Raw genomic sequence first — 13540 nt, 5'->3', positions numbered from 1 at the left:
TCACGGGGGTCTTTCGGGTCGTCCGGCGGCTACTATCCCGGTTCGTGTGTGACGTGGGTCCTATGGGACGGCTCACCCCGGAGCCGCCCGAAACTCACCGAACGTCACCGTCCATGAGCGAGTTTGTTGTTCGCGACGCCCGGGGGGCGTGTCGATCCGATGCACAAACACTGCAACTTGTCCTGATGCGACTCGCTTCGTCACTCTGGTTTCCTCGGGATCAGAGTCACGATCCGTAGGAGTGCTGATGGACCTGCGAGACGAACTTCCGGTCGACCATCCCCTCAACCGGGTCCACCGGATCGGTGCCGCGCTGTGCGGACTCCTCCTGCTCGTCTTCGGCTGCCTCGGTTTCGCCGACAGCCTTTCCGCCTTCGACACCGCGGGCCGAAGCGTCGCCGGACTGTCCACCAACGGGCTGCTCAGCGCCATCTCGGTGCTCGTCGGGCTGCTGCTGTTCGTCGCCGCGCTGATCGGGGGGAACTTCGCGTCGACCGTCAACATCGGCGTCGGCGTGCTGTTCGTGGTGAGCGGATTCGTCCACCTGTTCCTTCTCGGGCGGCCGGGCAACATCCTTGACTTCGGGATGTCGAACGTGATCTTCAGCTTCCTGATGGGCCTACTGGTCATGACCTTCGGCATGTACGGCCGGGTCAGCGGCGGCCTGCCCCACGACAACCCCTACTGGCAGAAGCGCCACCCCGGTCGGGCCGCCGGTCCCGGAGCCGGTCGGGAGCCCCGGACGGCTCTCACGGCCCTCGACGCCCACCTGCCCGGTCGGTGAGGCTCCGGCGGGCGCCCGAGGCCCCGTGATCAGCCGAGAGGCGGAGGAAACCATGTCCACATCCACATCCGGAGTGCCGCCGGGCGAGACGCCGCCCGCCGAGGGTTCGACCGCGTCCGCGCACCCCGAGCGCGCGGACGGGGGACTGTGGGAGCACCCGGGGGTGTTCGTGCTCCTCATCGTGATCGGGGCCCTGATGGTCGCCGGGTTCTTCATCGCCCGCGTCTGGGGTTGGTGACCGCCGCGACGACCCGCGTTCAGCGCCGGACGAGGGCGAGGTTGCGGTTCATCTCGGCAAGGAAGCGCACCACCACGTGCAGTTCCGCGGCGTCGAAACGGGCCCGGACGGCATCGGTGGACGTGGCCAGCGGGCGGAAGTATTCGCGCGCCGCCTCCCGGCCCGCCTGCGCGTAGTGCACGTGCACCACGCGCCGGTCGTCGGCCGCGCGCACCCTGCGGACGTGACCCGCCTTCTCCAGCCGGTCGAGGCACGCGGTCACCGCCCCGGACGTCAGGTTCATCCGCGTGGCAAGACGCCCGGGCGTCATCGGTCCGGCGTCCTCCTCGTGTTCGGCGTCGAGCACCGCGATGAGCGCCTGCACGTCGGTCAGGTGCAACCCCTGGGCGTGGGCGAACTCCTGGGCGATGCGGTTGAACTCCGCGTTCATCCCGCGCAGCAGCACGGCGAAGGACTGCAATCCGATCGGGTCGTCGCACGGAAGTACGGGCAGGGGCGTGTCAGCGCTTCGCATGGCACCAGCATATGATCTCTCGATGATTGAGATACTTACTCATTGAGTAACCCGGGGAGAACCTTCATGAAGCACACACCGCGATGGGCCCGTTGGCTGGTACCCGTCGTGCTGCTGGTGATCTGGCTCGGCATCGGCGGAACGCTCGGCCCGTACGCGGGCAAGCTCGGCGAGGTGGCCACGAACGACCAGGCCGCCTTCCTGCCGCGGAGCGCCGAGTCCACCAAGGTGGTCGAAGCGCGCAGGGACTTCGAGCGCTCAGAGTCGGTGCCCGCGATCGTCATCTGGCAGGCTCCCGGGGGAGGGCCCGTCACCGATGCTCAGCAGCAGGAAGCGGGCCGGGCCGTCGCCGCCCTCGCGGGGCGGCAGGGCGTCGTCTCCGCGCCGTCCCCGGCCCTGCGCTCCGACGACGGCCGGGCCCTGCAGGCGGTGGTGCCCCTGGCCCCCGACCTCGGTGATGAGTTGCCCGCGGTCCTGGACGACGTCCGAGCGGCCGCCAGGACCGTACCCGGGCTGAGCGCGAGCATCGCCGGACCGGCTGCCACCCAGGCCGACCTCGCGGACGCCTTCGCCGGCATCGACGGGCTGCTGTTGGGCGTCGCGCTGGGCGCGGTGCTGCTGATCCTGCTGCTCGTCTACCGAAGCCTGCTACTGCCCATCGTGATCATCATCAGCGCCGTGTTCGCCCTCGGGCTCGCCTGCGCGGTCGTCTACGCCCTGGCGGACCACGGAGTCGTTCGGGTCGACGGCCAGGTCCAGGGCATCCTCTCGATCCTGGTCATCGGGGCCGCGACCGACTACGCGCTGCTGCTGGCCGCCCGCTTCCGGGAGGAACTCGCCGCCCGCGACGACCGCGTGGCCGCGGCCGTGGCGTCGGTACGACGCTCGGCCGGCGCGATCACCGCCAGTGGCGCCACCGTGGCCCTCGGCCTGCTCGCCCTCCTGGCGAGCGACCTGACGAACAACAGGGCCCTGGGGCCGGTCGGCGCGATCGGCATTGTCTGCGCGGTCCTGTCCACGCTGACGTTCCTGCCCGCCGCCCTGGTCCTCCTCGGCCGCGCCGCGTTCTGGCCGGCCACGCCGAAGCCTGCCGACGCCACCACGGAGGGCCACCGGCTCTGGCGACGCGTCGCGGGCCTCATCGACCGGGCTCCGCGCCGCGTCTGGGTTTCGACGACCCTGCTCCTGGTCGTCCTGGCCGCCTTCGCGCCGACGCTCACCTCCCGGGGCGTTCCCCTCGACGAGATCTTCGTCAAGGACGCACCCTCCGTCGCCGCCCAGGAGGCCCTCGGCCGACACTTCCCCGGCGGATCGGGCCAGCCCGCGGTGATCATCGCGGACGCGGCCAAGGCCGAGGAAGTGGAGGCGGCGGCCCGGGCGACCGACGGAGTCGCCTCCGCCGCGCCCGTCACCGCCCCGGGCCGACCCGGCGGCGGAGGCGAGCCCCTGGTCGTCGACGGCAGGATCCGCATCGACGCCACGCTCACCGCGGCCGCCGACAGCGACGCCGCCAAGAACACCGTCGCCGAACTCCGCGGCCGCGTCCACGCCGTACCCGGAGCCGACGCCCTGGTGGGCGGCTACACCGCCCAGCAGTACGACACCGAACGGACGGCGGCCCGCGACCGGACCGTCATCGTCCCCGTCGTCCTCGCCATCATCCTGCTCATCCTCGTCCTGCTCCTGCGCTCAGTCCTGGTCCCCGTCCTGCTCGTGGCCACCGTGGCCCTCAACTTCATGGCCACCCTCGGTGTCTCCGCCCTGGTCTTCCAGCACCTGCTCGGGTTCAGCGGCACGGACGCCTCCGTCCCCCTGTACGGATTCGTGTTCCTCGTCGCCCTCGGCGTCGACTACAACATCTTCCTCATGTCCCGCGTCCGGGAGGAGACCCTCACCCACGGCGTCCGTGAGGGGGTGTTGCGCGGCCTGACCACCACCGGCGGCGTCATCACCTCGGCCGGCGTGGTCCTCGCCGCCACCTTCGCCGCCCTCATGGTCATCCCGCTCGCCTTCCTGTTCCAGATCGCCTTCATCGTCGCCTTCGGTGTCCTCCTCGACACCCTCGTCGTCCGGTCGCTCCTCGTTCCCGCCCTCGTGATCGACATCGGGCCGAGGAGCTGGTGGCCCAGCGCCCTCGCCCGGGAGGAGCGTCACAAGACCGTCGGCGAGGCCCCGCGTACGTAGGGCCGTGCCACCGGACGCCGACCGGTCGATCACTGGACGGCGGGGGCGCCGCCGGCCCCGGGCGAGAGCGAGGGGCCGGCGGTGATCGGCCCGGTGGACAAGGGCGTCAGCGGTGACCCAGTACGTTGATCACCAGGCCGTTGGGGTCGCGGACGAAGAACCGGCGCACGCCCCACTCCTCGTCCTGCAGCGGGTGGACGATCTCCGCGCCGCCGTCCCGTACGAGCGCGTAGGCCGCGTCCACATCGTCGACCTCGACACTCATGTCGGGGACGACCGGCGCGGTCTTGTCGTCGGCCATGAAGCTGACCTGCGCGGCCGGGGCCGACGGGGAGGCGAGCGTCATGATCCAGCCGTGGTTCATGACTTCCTCGAAGCCGAGCAGGCCGTAGAACTCCCGGCTCTCGCGCACGGCTTCCGACCGGACATTGGGCACGACACGGCGAACGGCCATCGATACTCCAAGGGGAACAGACGACTTCGGGCCTTCCAGCAGTACTACGCCGCGCCCCTCGACGCACCCGCTTTCCACCCCGTGTCCGGGTAGGGCGGCCCGAACGCGCCGCCCAGCCCTATGCTCTCCCGTGGCGTCGGTTGGACGTGGCGAAACGGGGGCGTCAGGATGAGCGTGGGTGGGGGCGGTGGCGAGACGCCATGGAACCCGTACGGAGCAGGACAAGCGCCGGATGGGCGGCGGCGGTTGACGTTCGGGGGCCTGTTCAATCCGATCGCGGTGGCACGTGCGGTGTTCACGCCGTCGAGGCCCGACCGCGTGCACGATCCGGCGGTGAAACGGGCCCAGGTCCTGCGGACGGTCCTCGGGCTCGTCGCGGTGACGTGGATGCTGTTGTCCTACGACCTGGCGGCGGACGCCGACGCGGTGGTGGACGATCGCTTCGGGCAGATCCGTACCACGCTGATCGTGCTGGCGGTGACCTTCCCGGTCGCGGTCGCCGCCTTCGTCCTCGCGGCCCGCCCGCCCCACCGACGGCTGTTCCTGCGCCGGGCCGGCAAACCCATCGGGGCACTGCTCGCGCTCACCGTCGCGTTGGCGGTGCCGCGGTTGATCACGGGGCTCGGGTACGTGGACGAGGAGACGGACTGGACGGCCTCCACCGGACGAGTGGCCCTGCTGTTCGCCCTCGGCGCCTTCCTGCTGTGGCTGGCACCGTTCGTGCTCTACGGGATCGCACAGTCGCTGGTCCACGTGTTTCGCACGGCGGATCTCCACGAGACTCTGCCGCCCCTGCTCGCGATGCTCCTGGTGTGGGAAGTCGCCCTGTTCGACCTGTTCCGTGATGCCTACGACGGCGTGCCGCTCGGTGTGCGGATGGCATTCCTGCTGGGAGGACCTCTGTCCGTCACCGTCGTCGCGATGTGGGAACTGCGGCGCCTGCGCGTGCGCCACGGCATCACCCTGCGCGGAGCCCTGCGCCGCTGAGTCGGGCCGCACGGCGCCGATCATGCGGGTCGGGGCGGTCGGGGCGGTCGGGGCGGTCGGTTCCGCGGCGCGGAAGGACGGCCCGGTCGTCGGCCGACGGCTTCCCGGCGACCGCGGACATGTGGGCGACCGCCGACGAGTCGCCCGACGCGATCGAGCCGTCACCGATCGGGCGAACCTCTGCGGATCCTCAAGTCCCTTGCCGCTCAAGCGAAACGACGGCCACGATGGCCGACATGACTGGATTCCTGGGACAGAACACCAAGCACAACTTCGTGCTGCTCATCCGGGACGCGGACACGGTCGCGTCGGCCCTTCGGCAGGCCCTGGCCGAGGCCGCACCCGAGGAACGCGCGGGCCTGGAACGGGCCGTCGCACTCGTCGGGTCCTACGCCGACGACACCGACCCGCAGCTGCGCGCCCGTTGGGTCCGCTCCCGACTGGCCGCCGTCGGCTACACCGGGGACGTCGACTCCGCCTCCGCCGTGAAGGCGCTGCGCCGGGCGGAACCGCAGCTGAGCCTGCTCGCGGCGGCGGAACTGCAGAGGGACGCCGTGGCCCATCCCGAGTGACCCGGGGCAACCGACGGTCGCCCGGGGCCCTCAGGGCGGTGCGGCGCCCGCGTCGCGGTGTGCGCGGACGAGCTGCTCCACGTCGCCGAGCCGGTCCAGTCCGCTCACGGCCCGAGCCATGCGAGGGTTTCCCTCCAACCGTGCACGGTGCCGGTCCAGGAAGCTCCAATAGCCGACGGTGTAGGGGCAGGCGCGTTCACCGGTACGGTCGGTGGGCCGGTACCGGCAGCCGCCGCACAGGTCGCTCATCCGGTGGATGTAGGCCCCGCCCGACGTGTAGGGCTTGGTGGTCATCAGCCCACCGTCCCCGTACTGGGACATGCCCACCACGTTCGGCAGCATGACCCAGTCGTAGCCGTCCACGAAGGACCGGTGGAACCAGTCCGTCACCTCGGCCGGGTTCCAGCCCCGCTGCAGGGCGAAGCTGCCGAGGACCATCAGCCGCGGGATGTGGTGCGTCCAGCCCGAGTCCCGGACCTGCGCGAGCACGGTCGACAGGCAGCGGGCCCCCACGGCGTCCGCGTCCAGTTCCTGGAACCACGGGGGAACCGGTGCGGTGTGCCGCAGGGCGTTGCGGTGCCGGTACTCCTCGCCCAGGTGCCAGTAGAGGTGCCACACGTACTCGCGCCAGCCGCACACCTGCCTGATGAACCCCTCGGCGCTGTTCAGCGGGACGCGCCCGGCCCGCCAGGCGTCCTCGGCCCGGGTCACGCACTCCCACGGGTCGAGAAGGCCGAGGTTGAGGGAGGAGGACAGCAGGCTGTGGCTCATCACGGGGTCGCCGGCCAGCATGGCGTCCTCATGGGCCCCGAAGCCCGCGAGACGGTGGGTGACGAAGTGGTCCAGCGCGGCCAGGGCCTCGCGACGGCTCGCGGGGAACAGACGGGGGCCGTCGCGGCCCACGAAGGCGATTCCCTCTTCCCGTTCCCAGCGGTCCAGGTCCCGCCGGACCTCCTCGTCGATCTCGTCCTCACGCGGCCGGTACGGGGCCGGCGCGCCGAGGGTGTCCAGGCCCCGGGGCGGCGGCTCGCGGTTCTCGTGGTCCAGGTTCCAACGGCCGCCCGCCGGCCGGTCGCCGTCCATCAGGATGTCGTGGGCGCGGCGGGTGTTCTCGTAGAAGCTCTCCTGGAGCAGCCGTCGGCCCTTCTGCCGCGCGACCCATTCGGCGAACTCCCGGTGGCTGACCACGTACCCGCGGGCAGGATGGACCGTGACCCGCGGCAACGAGGTCACCAGGGCGAGGGCGGCGCGCGTGGTCGGATGGTGCACGGAAACGGGATCCGTGCCCGCTGCCCGCGCCAGGCCCTCCCGGTAGGTCTCCGCCGTGACGTACAGCGCGCTCCCGCCGAGGTCGGCTGCCCGGTGCCGCATGGCACTGAGCATCAGGTGGGCCTTTGCCCGGTGGAAGCGCCGCCGCCGGAAGACGGCCTTGGACTCGATCAGGAGCCACCGGGTGTTCCTCGGCGTCCCGCCGGCGGCCGTGGCGGTGAAGTGCGGGCCGAGCTGGTCGCCGAACAGCCAGTGCACGGGGCTCATGCCGCCATCCAAGCAACGACGACCGCTCCGCCGTCGGCCGACACGGCCTACCGGGCCCCATCCAGGGTCCGGCGGGTGGCGGAACGCAGCGCGAACGCCATCACCACTTCGAACACACCGAGCAGGACGAGCCACAGTCCCAGAAGCCGCGTCAGGGCGATCGCGGAGTTCACCGGGAAGCAGAGCACGACGATCCCGGCGACGGCACCGAGTGCGCCCAGGGCGAGGAGCATGCCGCGGTGGACCAGACCGCGATCGGCGATGGCCACGTACACGGTCAGGACGCCGGTCATCAACCAGAACACCCCGACGATCAGGGACAGCGCGCCGATGGTCTGCATCGGGTGCCGCAGGACCAGGACGCCCGCCAGGAACGCCAGCAGGGCGATCAGGACGCTCGCCAGTCTGCTGCCGCCCCGGTCACTGTCCCGGGAGAAGGCGGTCACGAACCGGAAGCCGCCCGCCACCAGGAGTTGCAGCCCGATGATCACGGCCAGGACGTGCAGCGTCCCGTCGGGCCAGACGAGTACCAGGATGCCGGGGATCAGGGTCGCCAGGGCGAAGCCGAGTGCCCAGCGCCACGAGCCGCCGAGCTGTTTCAGGAAGTCCTCGGGGTCACCGTGCGTGTACTGCGGGGCCGTGTCGGGGGATCCGGTCATCACGCCTCCCGGGCGGGCCGACGGTTCGCAGGGGCATGTGGAGCCGCCGGAAATCCCGCGTTCGATCGTGCAGTTCATATTAGGCCGTGCCGGGACGGCTCGCCGACCGGCGGAGGGACGTTCGCCTGGCGGGCCCCGACCGGAAAGTCGACGATGAAGGCATCACCGCCGCCCTCGTCCCCGCCGCGGAACGCGGCCGGGCCACGAGGGCCGCCCGACCCCACGGGTGTGCTGCCATGGTGCTGGACCTGCTCCTCATCGCACTCGCGGTCACGCTGTTCCCGCTGCCCATCATGGCCTTCGTGCTGGTGGTGTCCGCTCCTCGGGGGGTGTGGACGGGCCTGGCGTTCATCCTCGCCTGGCTGGCGTGCCTCGTGGCCGTGATGGCTGTCGTCCTGCTGTTCACCGACGGACAGCCGCCACCGCCGCGCTCACCGCCTTCCGTCGCGGCGCTCGTCGCCACCCTGCTCATAGGTGTCGGCCTGGTCGTTTACGGCGGGCACCGGCGTCGCCGCGGCAGCGCTGCGGACACCTCCGCGCAGGCGGCCGCCGGGCCGTCCATGAGGTCCCGCATGGACGACGTCAGCGGATGGTCCGCGGCCGCCCTGGCGGTCCTCCTCCAGCCCTGGGGGATGGTCGCCGCCGCTGCCGCCACGGTCGTCCAGGCCGACCTCTCCCACGCCCAGTCCTTCCTGTCCCTCACCGCCTTCTGCGTTCTGGCCACCTCCACCCTGATCGCCATGGAGCTGTACGTGGTGTTCTCGCCGGAGAGGGCCCAGCACGCGCTGCTGCGCCTGCGCGGGTGGCTCGAACACCACAAGGAGCCGGCGATCGTCGTGATCTGCCTCCTGCTGGGACTGTGGCTCGTCGGCAGGAGCCTCTACCAGCTGACCGGCTGACCGGCTGACCGGCTGACCGGCTGACCGGCGCCGGACCGCCGCGTCAACGCGAGGCGCGGAGCGAGGCGTCCAGGGCGGACATGAGCTGCGCCACTCGATTCCGGCCGGTCGGGGCGGGGGGATACCGGCACAGCACGGAGATCAGCGTGGGTGTGGCGCGTTGCCGAGCCTGCTCGATCAGCATCTCCCCGACGGCGGGGTCGTCGCCCGCGTTCAACTCGGCGACACGGGTGGCGGTCGCCGCGGCGCGCAGGATGTGGCCCACCTGGGTGGCCCGCGCGATCGGGTGCAGGTACGCGGCGGCCGCCGCGTCACCGGCGGACCGCGCCGCGAGGAGCGCGGTTTCCGCCTCCGCCTCCTTCGCGGCCCGGTGGGCCTCCAGCGACGTGACGCGTTGCAGGTTGCTCCTCTTCGCACCGTTGGCGAACTCCCAGGCGGCCTCGACGGCGGCGCGGGGACGGGAATCACCGGGAACGGCCGCCTCGAAGACGGCAAGGACCTCCTGCGCGCTCTGCGCCGCGTAGCGCGTCACGACGCGCAGCTCGTCCATGGTCAGTTCGAAATCACCGGATGCCGTTGTCATGGTCCCGATCCTTCCACCCGTGACGCACGCCGTCCCCGGAATTGCGACCACCCCGCCCGCGCCGATCTCGGCGCGGGCGGGGTGGCGGGCCCGAACGGGGCCGCGCTCTCGTCTCAAGGGCGCCAGGCCGGGACGGGCAGTGTCCTGCCGGTCTCGATGTAGGTCTTGAGGTTGGCCAGCACGAAGCTCCAGCCACCGGAAATCCGACGGTGTTCCTGCTCGTCCCGCAGGTTGACGTGGGTGACGGTGAGCTGGACCGCCTCGCCGTACGGCTTGAGGTCGAAGGTCACCCGGGAGGCGCCGCCGGGGCGCTCCTCACCGGGCTCGGCCCAGGTCAGGACGAGTCGGCGGGGCGGGTCGGTCTCGACGACGGTGCCCACGACGTCGTCGATGCCGGAGTCGTCAAGGCGCCGGTGCGCCCAGGGTGAGCCGGGCTGCCAGTCGGAGACGTTGTGGTGACCCCAGTAGGCGGCCGTCGCCTCCGGGTCCATCAGGCACTGCCACACCAGTTCCGGGGTGGCGGCGATGTAGGTGGTGTGGACGAATTCCGGGTGGGGATCGGTGGCGGTGTTGGTGTCAGGGTCGGTGTTCGCGTTCATGAGGGATTCCGCTCTCTGTTTCAGGGCGCCCAGCGCGTCGAGGCGTGGCCGGTCGAAGCCGCTGATCCAGCGTTCTTGGATCTCGTGGATGGGCACCGGGTTGAGGTAGTGCAATTTCTCCCGGCCCCGGCGGACCGTGCTGACGAGGTGTGCGGCCTCCAGCACTCCCAGGTGCTGGGTCAGTGACTGCCGGGCCATCCGTACGCACTCGCACAGCTCGCCCAGGGTCTGGCCGTCGTTCTCCCGCAGCCTGTCCAGCAGGAGACGTCTGGTCGGATCGGCCAGGGCCTTGAAGACCCGGTCCATGTCGTCGCCGCTCATGCGTTCAATCATGCAGGCAAATGCCTGCATGTCAATCTCGACCCGCCCCGGCCGGTCGCGGCGCTCGGCCCGGCACCGGCGCGCCGCCGGCCGCCCCGGACCGCCCGCCCCGCGCCGGCCGTCGTGCCTTCGCGGCGCGGCAGACCTGTACGGCGGCGTTCGACGTGCCGGGGAGGACCGTGCTGTCTTGACTGGGGTCGTGGACAGCGACCAGCGGCCTTCCGTCATGGCGTACCGAAACCTGATCATGGCGACGGTGGGCTTCGGGCTCACGTTCTGGGCGTGGGATCTGATCGCTCCGCTGGCCGCCGGGTACAAGGACCGGCTGGGCCTCAGCTCCTTCCAGCAGGCCCTGCTCGTCGCGATCCCGGTCCTGGTCGGATCCTTGGGACGCATCCCCGCAGGTGCCCTCACCGACCGCTACGGCGCCCGGCTGATGTTCCCGCTGGTGTCCGCGCTCACCATCGTGCCCGTGCTCCTGCTGATCCCCGTCAAGGACGACTACGCGCTGCTCCTGGTGGTCGCCCTCCTGCTCGGCCTGGGCGGCACCACGTTCGCGATCGGTGTTCCCCTGGTCAACTCCTGGTTCCCGCCCGGGCGGCGCGGGTTCGCGCTCGGCGTGTTCGGCATGGGCACCGGAGGCGTGGCCCTCTCGGGCTACTTCACCCCGCGCATCGCCGCGCACGGCGAGAACCTGCCCTTCGTCGTGGTCGCCGCCGCACTCGCGGTGTACGCGGTGCTCGCCGCGATCCTGATCACCGACCGGCCCGGGCGCCCGGTGCCCACCGGCTCCGTGACCTCCCGGCTCCAGCAGGCCGGAAGACTGAGGGTCACGTGGGAGCTCTCGTCCCTGTACGCGATCGGGTTCGGGGGAGTAGTGGCGTTCGGCGTCTACCTGCCGACCTACCTGAAGACCTGGTACGAGCTGACCCCTACCGACGCCGGTACCAAGGCGGCCGGCTTCGCCCTGGTCACCGTCGTCTTCCGTCCCATCGGTGGCCGTCTGTCGGACCGGTTCCACCCGGCACTCGTCACCGCCGCCGCCCTGGCGGTCGTCGCGCTGTTCGCCGTGGTGCAGGCCTTCGACCCGCCGCTCGACCCCTACGGGACCGTCGCCCTGCTGCTGATGGCGGCCGGACTCGGCACTGCCGGCGGCAGCGTCTTCGCGCTGGTCTCCCAGGTCACCCCGCAATCGCAGGTGGGGAGCGTCACCGGCATCGTCGGCGCCGTCGGCGGCCTCGGCGGATTCGTGCCACCGCTGCTGATGGGCGCCATCTACAGCGCCAAGGGCTCGTACTCGATCGGCTTCATGCTGCTGTCCGACCTCGCCCTCGCCGGATGCGTGTACGCGTACGGCCGCATGCGCACCCTGCGCGCGAGCCCGTGAGCCGCGCCACCGACCGGCGTGCCGCTCGGATCCGCCGCCGGATCCCGCTGTCCCGCGGGATCCGGCGGCGGATCGGCTACGAACCGGCCGGGCAGTCGGCCTGTTGGTCGTGGAACGTGCGGTCGAGGGTCGTGACGATCCGCGCGAACGCCTCCGGCGTCGTGGACGCGTCGAAGGCGTGGTGGGCGGTCAGGCCGTGGTGGTGGAGCATGAGCGTCCAGGGCCGGTCGGCGGCGCGGATCGCTGCGGCCGGCGGAGCGCCGGGGTGGAGGACGATGGTGTGGTCGAGGCCGTCGATCGGGTAGACGAGGCCCTGCGCCGCCGCCCGGTGGGCCTGGTCGGGGTGCCAGCAGAAGCGGGCGGCCGCATCATCGAGCCCGGCGAAGCGGTGGAGTGCGTGGAGGTGGTCCAAAGCGTGTTCGTGGAGGTCCTGGTGGCGCTGCTGCACCCATAAGGCCATCGGCCGTTTCCCGTCTCGGTCTCCGCCTGTACTTGCGCATTGAACAACGGTCGGGGAGGACCGCCCCGGTTACGTCCCAGTACAGACCGAAACCGGACCCAGGCAGGCGTGAAATCGGTCCGCACGCCCCTCGGACCGAACGTCCGGTACGGCGGTCCTTAGGCCGCTCGGTCCAACGGGCCGCACGGCGAAGCGCTCCTCGGGCAGAACATCCCTCATGGACAGCAATCGCGGGATGGACCCGGCACACCAGGTACCCGATGGCGTCGACGAGGAGACGGTGCGCGCCCTGGGCGCGCTTTCCAAGGCTCTGGAGACCACGGAGCGGGCCCGTGGCCACCTCTACGGCTTCCACCAGCTGACGGGGACGGCGGACTTCGAACTCGGCGACGCGGTCCGGCTGCTGCGCGAGGCGGGTCACGAGGAGCACGCCCGGCGCGTGGAGCGGGAGATCGTGGGCCGCAACGTGATCCCGGGCCACTGGACGTTCCAGATCGTCGAGGCCTACAACTCCACCTACTACCGGCCCTTCGCCGCCGTGGAACGTGACATCGTCGAAGAGCTCGCCGGCGGACGCGACCACCTCATGGAGGCCCACCTCAAGACGGTGCGTCGCACTCCCGGCCATCCGGACCACACCGCGACACCCCCCACCTCCTGATCGGAGGCCCGCGCGGCGGAACGCGGGGCCGGAGCGGTCACGGTCCCTGCGAGCGATCAGTAGGAGCGGAGGCTGACCACCGCTGCCGTGACCGGCGTCTGCGCGTTCCGGGCCGGCCGGTCCCGGTGGGCCTGCCTGCGTGCGGAGTGCACGCTCCGTCGCGCCAGGCACAGTTCGCCGGCCGGTGCGTGGCAGTCCGGGCACGGCACGGCGTACGCGCCGTGCCGGAAGCGGCGGTGCGTCTCGTGCACGGCGTCCAGCATGGCGTCGAACCCCCACGAGTAGGGCAGGGCGGCGGATATGGGGGCGGATGACTGGGGCGACTGGCGGGCGAGCCGGGCCGGGGTGGTGCTCATGGGGGGCAGCTCCTTGTGCGGCGGCAGCTTACGGAGAATCGATGTCTCCTGTCACCGTTCCCACATTTCCGCGGTTCAAGATCCGGACGAGGGATGGACGGCTGCCGGGGATGAGGCGGTGGACGATCAGGAGGATGACGGAGCCGACGATGGCGGCGATCCAGGTGGACAGGTGGACAGGTGGAAGAAGCCGATGGACTCGACGCCGAATATGGCCTTGCCGAGCCAACCGCCGAGCAGGCCGCCCGCGATGCCGATGCCGATGCCGTTGCCGCGGCCCGCGCGCACGGACCGCCGGGCAGGGCCCGCATCGATGGTCGCGCGCGGCGGGCGGGCGGCGGATGCC

16 protein-coding genes and 1 pseudogene are annotated in these 13540 nt (G+C 71.3%); 8 read left to right on the top strand and 9 right to left on the bottom strand.

Annotated features, from left to right (window positions below; genetic code table 11):
- The first annotated feature begins 247 nt into the window (after window positions 1-247).
- Together NOD94_RS36065 and NOD94_RS36060 are read left to right on the top strand one after the other, a co-directional pair.
- Window positions 248-784: a DUF4383 domain-containing protein gene (locus NOD94_RS36065; RefSeq protein ID WP_281210450.1), complete on the top strand. Its 537-nt coding sequence runs from the start codon at window positions 248-250 to the stop codon at window positions 782-784.
- A 52-nt stretch (window positions 785-836) separates the two neighbouring features.
- Complete coding sequence (locus NOD94_RS36060) at window positions 837-1022, top strand: DUF6480 family protein (RefSeq protein ID WP_281210449.1); 186 nt, start codon at window positions 837-839, stop codon at window positions 1020-1022.
- 19 nt (window positions 1023-1041) lie between these two features.
- Here NOD94_RS36060 and NOD94_RS36055 read toward each other — a convergent pair whose 3' ends face one another.
- Entirely contained in the window at window positions 1042-1536 is a 495-nt protein-coding gene (locus NOD94_RS36055; RefSeq protein ID WP_281210448.1) for a MarR family transcriptional regulator, read from the bottom strand.
- 66 nt (window positions 1537-1602) lie between these two features.
- Between NOD94_RS36055 and NOD94_RS36050 the strand changes: the two genes are divergently transcribed.
- Window positions 1603-3720: an MMPL family transporter gene (locus tag NOD94_RS36050; protein ID WP_281210447.1), complete on the top strand. Its 2118-nt coding sequence runs from the start codon at window positions 1603-1605 to the stop codon at window positions 3718-3720.
- 106 nt (window positions 3721-3826) lie between these two features.
- Here NOD94_RS36050 and NOD94_RS36045 read toward each other — a convergent pair whose 3' ends face one another.
- Window positions 3827-4174 (bottom strand): VOC family protein, encoded by a 348-nt coding sequence (locus tag NOD94_RS36045; RefSeq protein ID WP_281210446.1) that lies wholly within the window; start codon window positions 4172-4174, stop codon window positions 3827-3829.
- Window positions 4175-4507: 333 nt separating this feature from the next.
- Here NOD94_RS36045 and NOD94_RS36040 point away from each other — a divergent pair, with 333 nt between their 5' ends.
- Complete coding sequence (locus NOD94_RS36040; protein ID WP_281210445.1) at window positions 4508-5161, top strand: hypothetical protein; 654 nt, start codon at window positions 4508-4510, stop codon at window positions 5159-5161.
- 236 nt (window positions 5162-5397) lie between these two features.
- Entirely contained in the window at window positions 5398-5733 is a 336-nt protein-coding gene (locus tag NOD94_RS36035) for a hypothetical protein (RefSeq protein WP_281210444.1), read from the top strand.
- 30 nt (window positions 5734-5763) lie between these two features.
- Here NOD94_RS36035 and NOD94_RS36030 read toward each other — a convergent pair whose 3' ends face one another.
- Both NOD94_RS36030 and NOD94_RS36025 read right to left on the bottom strand, forming a co-directional pair.
- Window positions 5764-7269, bottom strand: coding sequence for a cryptochrome/photolyase family protein (locus NOD94_RS36030; protein ID WP_281210443.1), 1506 nt, complete (start codon window positions 7267-7269; stop codon window positions 5764-5766).
- 47 nt (window positions 7270-7316) lie between these two features.
- Window positions 7317-7928 (bottom strand): DUF308 domain-containing protein, encoded by a 612-nt coding sequence (locus NOD94_RS36025; protein WP_281210442.1) that lies wholly within the window; start codon window positions 7926-7928, stop codon window positions 7317-7319.
- Window positions 7929-8164: 236 nt separating this feature from the next.
- Here NOD94_RS36025 and NOD94_RS36020 point away from each other — a divergent pair, with 236 nt between their 5' ends.
- The gene (locus NOD94_RS36020) at window positions 8165-8827 is read left to right on the top strand and encodes a GAP family protein (RefSeq protein WP_281210441.1); all 663 of its coding nucleotides are present in this window, start codon (window positions 8165-8167) and stop codon (window positions 8825-8827) included.
- A 43-nt stretch (window positions 8828-8870) separates the two neighbouring features.
- Here NOD94_RS36020 and NOD94_RS36015 read toward each other — a convergent pair whose 3' ends face one another.
- Complete coding sequence (locus tag NOD94_RS36015; RefSeq protein WP_281210440.1) at window positions 8871-9410, bottom strand: putative immunity protein; 540 nt, start codon at window positions 9408-9410, stop codon at window positions 8871-8873.
- A 113-nt stretch (window positions 9411-9523) separates the two neighbouring features.
- Window positions 9524-10315 carry a metalloregulator ArsR/SmtB family transcription factor gene (locus NOD94_RS36010; RefSeq protein ID WP_281210452.1) on the bottom strand — a complete coding sequence of 264 codons (792 nt, stop codon included), beginning with the start codon at window positions 10313-10315 and terminating at the stop codon, window positions 9524-9526.
- Window positions 10316-10556: 241 nt separating this feature from the next.
- Between NOD94_RS36010 and NOD94_RS36005 the strand changes: the two genes are divergently transcribed.
- Window positions 10557-11717, top strand: a complete 1161-nt coding sequence (locus tag NOD94_RS36005; RefSeq protein ID WP_281210451.1) for an MFS transporter — start codon at window positions 10557-10559, stop codon at window positions 11715-11717.
- A 76-nt stretch (window positions 11718-11793) separates the two neighbouring features.
- Here NOD94_RS36005 and NOD94_RS36000 read toward each other — a convergent pair whose 3' ends face one another.
- Entirely contained in the window at window positions 11794-12177 is a 384-nt protein-coding gene (locus NOD94_RS36000) for a hypothetical protein (RefSeq protein WP_281210439.1), read from the bottom strand.
- A 217-nt stretch (window positions 12178-12394) separates the two neighbouring features.
- Between NOD94_RS36000 and NOD94_RS35995 the strand changes: the two genes are divergently transcribed.
- The gene (locus NOD94_RS35995) at window positions 12395-12838 is read left to right on the top strand and encodes a hypothetical protein (protein WP_281210438.1); all 444 of its coding nucleotides are present in this window, start codon (window positions 12395-12397) and stop codon (window positions 12836-12838) included.
- 56 nt (window positions 12839-12894) lie between these two features.
- Here NOD94_RS35995 and NOD94_RS35990 read toward each other — a convergent pair whose 3' ends face one another.
- Both NOD94_RS35990 and NOD94_RS35985 read right to left on the bottom strand, forming a co-directional pair.
- On the bottom strand, window positions 12895-13194 hold the full coding sequence (locus tag NOD94_RS35990) for a hypothetical protein (protein WP_281210437.1): 300 nt from the start codon (window positions 13192-13194) through the stop codon (window positions 12895-12897).
- Between the two features lie 28 nt (window positions 13195-13222).
- Window positions 13223-13452 (bottom strand): annotated as a pseudogene (locus NOD94_RS35985) (GlsB/YeaQ/YmgE family stress response membrane protein); the annotation flags it as partial.
- Between the last annotated feature and the right edge of the window lie 88 nt (window positions 13453-13540).

This window comes from Streptomyces sp. Isolate_45 (assembly GCF_024721315.2).
GTDB lineage: Bacteria > Actinomycetota > Actinomycetes > Streptomycetales > Streptomycetaceae > Streptomyces.
This window is presented reverse-complemented; position numbering and strand designations above follow the sequence as displayed.

Coding starts and splice junctions, on each gene's coding strand:
- NOD94_RS36065 (WP_281210450.1), top strand. CDS start 248: ATGGACCTGCGAGACGAACTTCCGGTCGACCATCCCCTCAACCGGGTC.
- NOD94_RS36060 (WP_281210449.1), top strand. CDS start 837: ATGTCCACATCCACATCCGGAGTGCCGCCGGGCGAGACGCCGCCCGCC.
- NOD94_RS36055 (WP_281210448.1), bottom strand. CDS start 1,536: ATGCGAAGCGCTGACACGCCCCTGCCCGTACTTCCGTGCGACGACCCG.
- NOD94_RS36050 (WP_281210447.1), top strand. CDS start 1,603: ATGAAGCACACACCGCGATGGGCCCGTTGGCTGGTACCCGTCGTGCTG.
- NOD94_RS36045 (WP_281210446.1), bottom strand. CDS start 4,174: ATGGCCGTTCGCCGTGTCGTGCCCAATGTCCGGTCGGAAGCCGTGCGC.
- NOD94_RS36035 (WP_281210444.1), top strand. CDS start 5,398: ATGACTGGATTCCTGGGACAGAACACCAAGCACAACTTCGTGCTGCTC.
- NOD94_RS36030 (WP_281210443.1), bottom strand. CDS start 7,269: ATGAGCCCCGTGCACTGGCTGTTCGGCGACCAGCTCGGCCCGCACTTC.
- NOD94_RS36025 (WP_281210442.1), bottom strand. CDS start 7,928: ATGACCGGATCCCCCGACACGGCCCCGCAGTACACGCACGGTGACCCC.
- NOD94_RS36020 (WP_281210441.1), top strand. CDS start 8,165: ATGGTGCTGGACCTGCTCCTCATCGCACTCGCGGTCACGCTGTTCCCG.
- NOD94_RS36015 (WP_281210440.1), bottom strand. CDS start 9,410: ATGACAACGGCATCCGGTGATTTCGAACTGACCATGGACGAGCTGCGC.
- NOD94_RS36010 (WP_281210452.1), bottom strand. CDS start 10,315: ATGGACCGGGTCTTCAAGGCCCTGGCCGATCCGACCAGACGTCTCCTG.
- NOD94_RS36005 (WP_281210451.1), top strand. CDS start 10,557: ATGGCGTACCGAAACCTGATCATGGCGACGGTGGGCTTCGGGCTCACG.
- NOD94_RS36000 (WP_281210439.1), bottom strand. CDS start 12,177: ATGGCCTTATGGGTGCAGCAGCGCCACCAGGACCTCCACGAACACGCT.
- NOD94_RS35995 (WP_281210438.1), top strand. CDS start 12,395: ATGGACAGCAATCGCGGGATGGACCCGGCACACCAGGTACCCGATGGC.
- NOD94_RS35990 (WP_281210437.1), bottom strand. CDS start 13,194: ATGAGCACCACCCCGGCCCGGCTCGCCCGCCAGTCGCCCCAGTCATCC.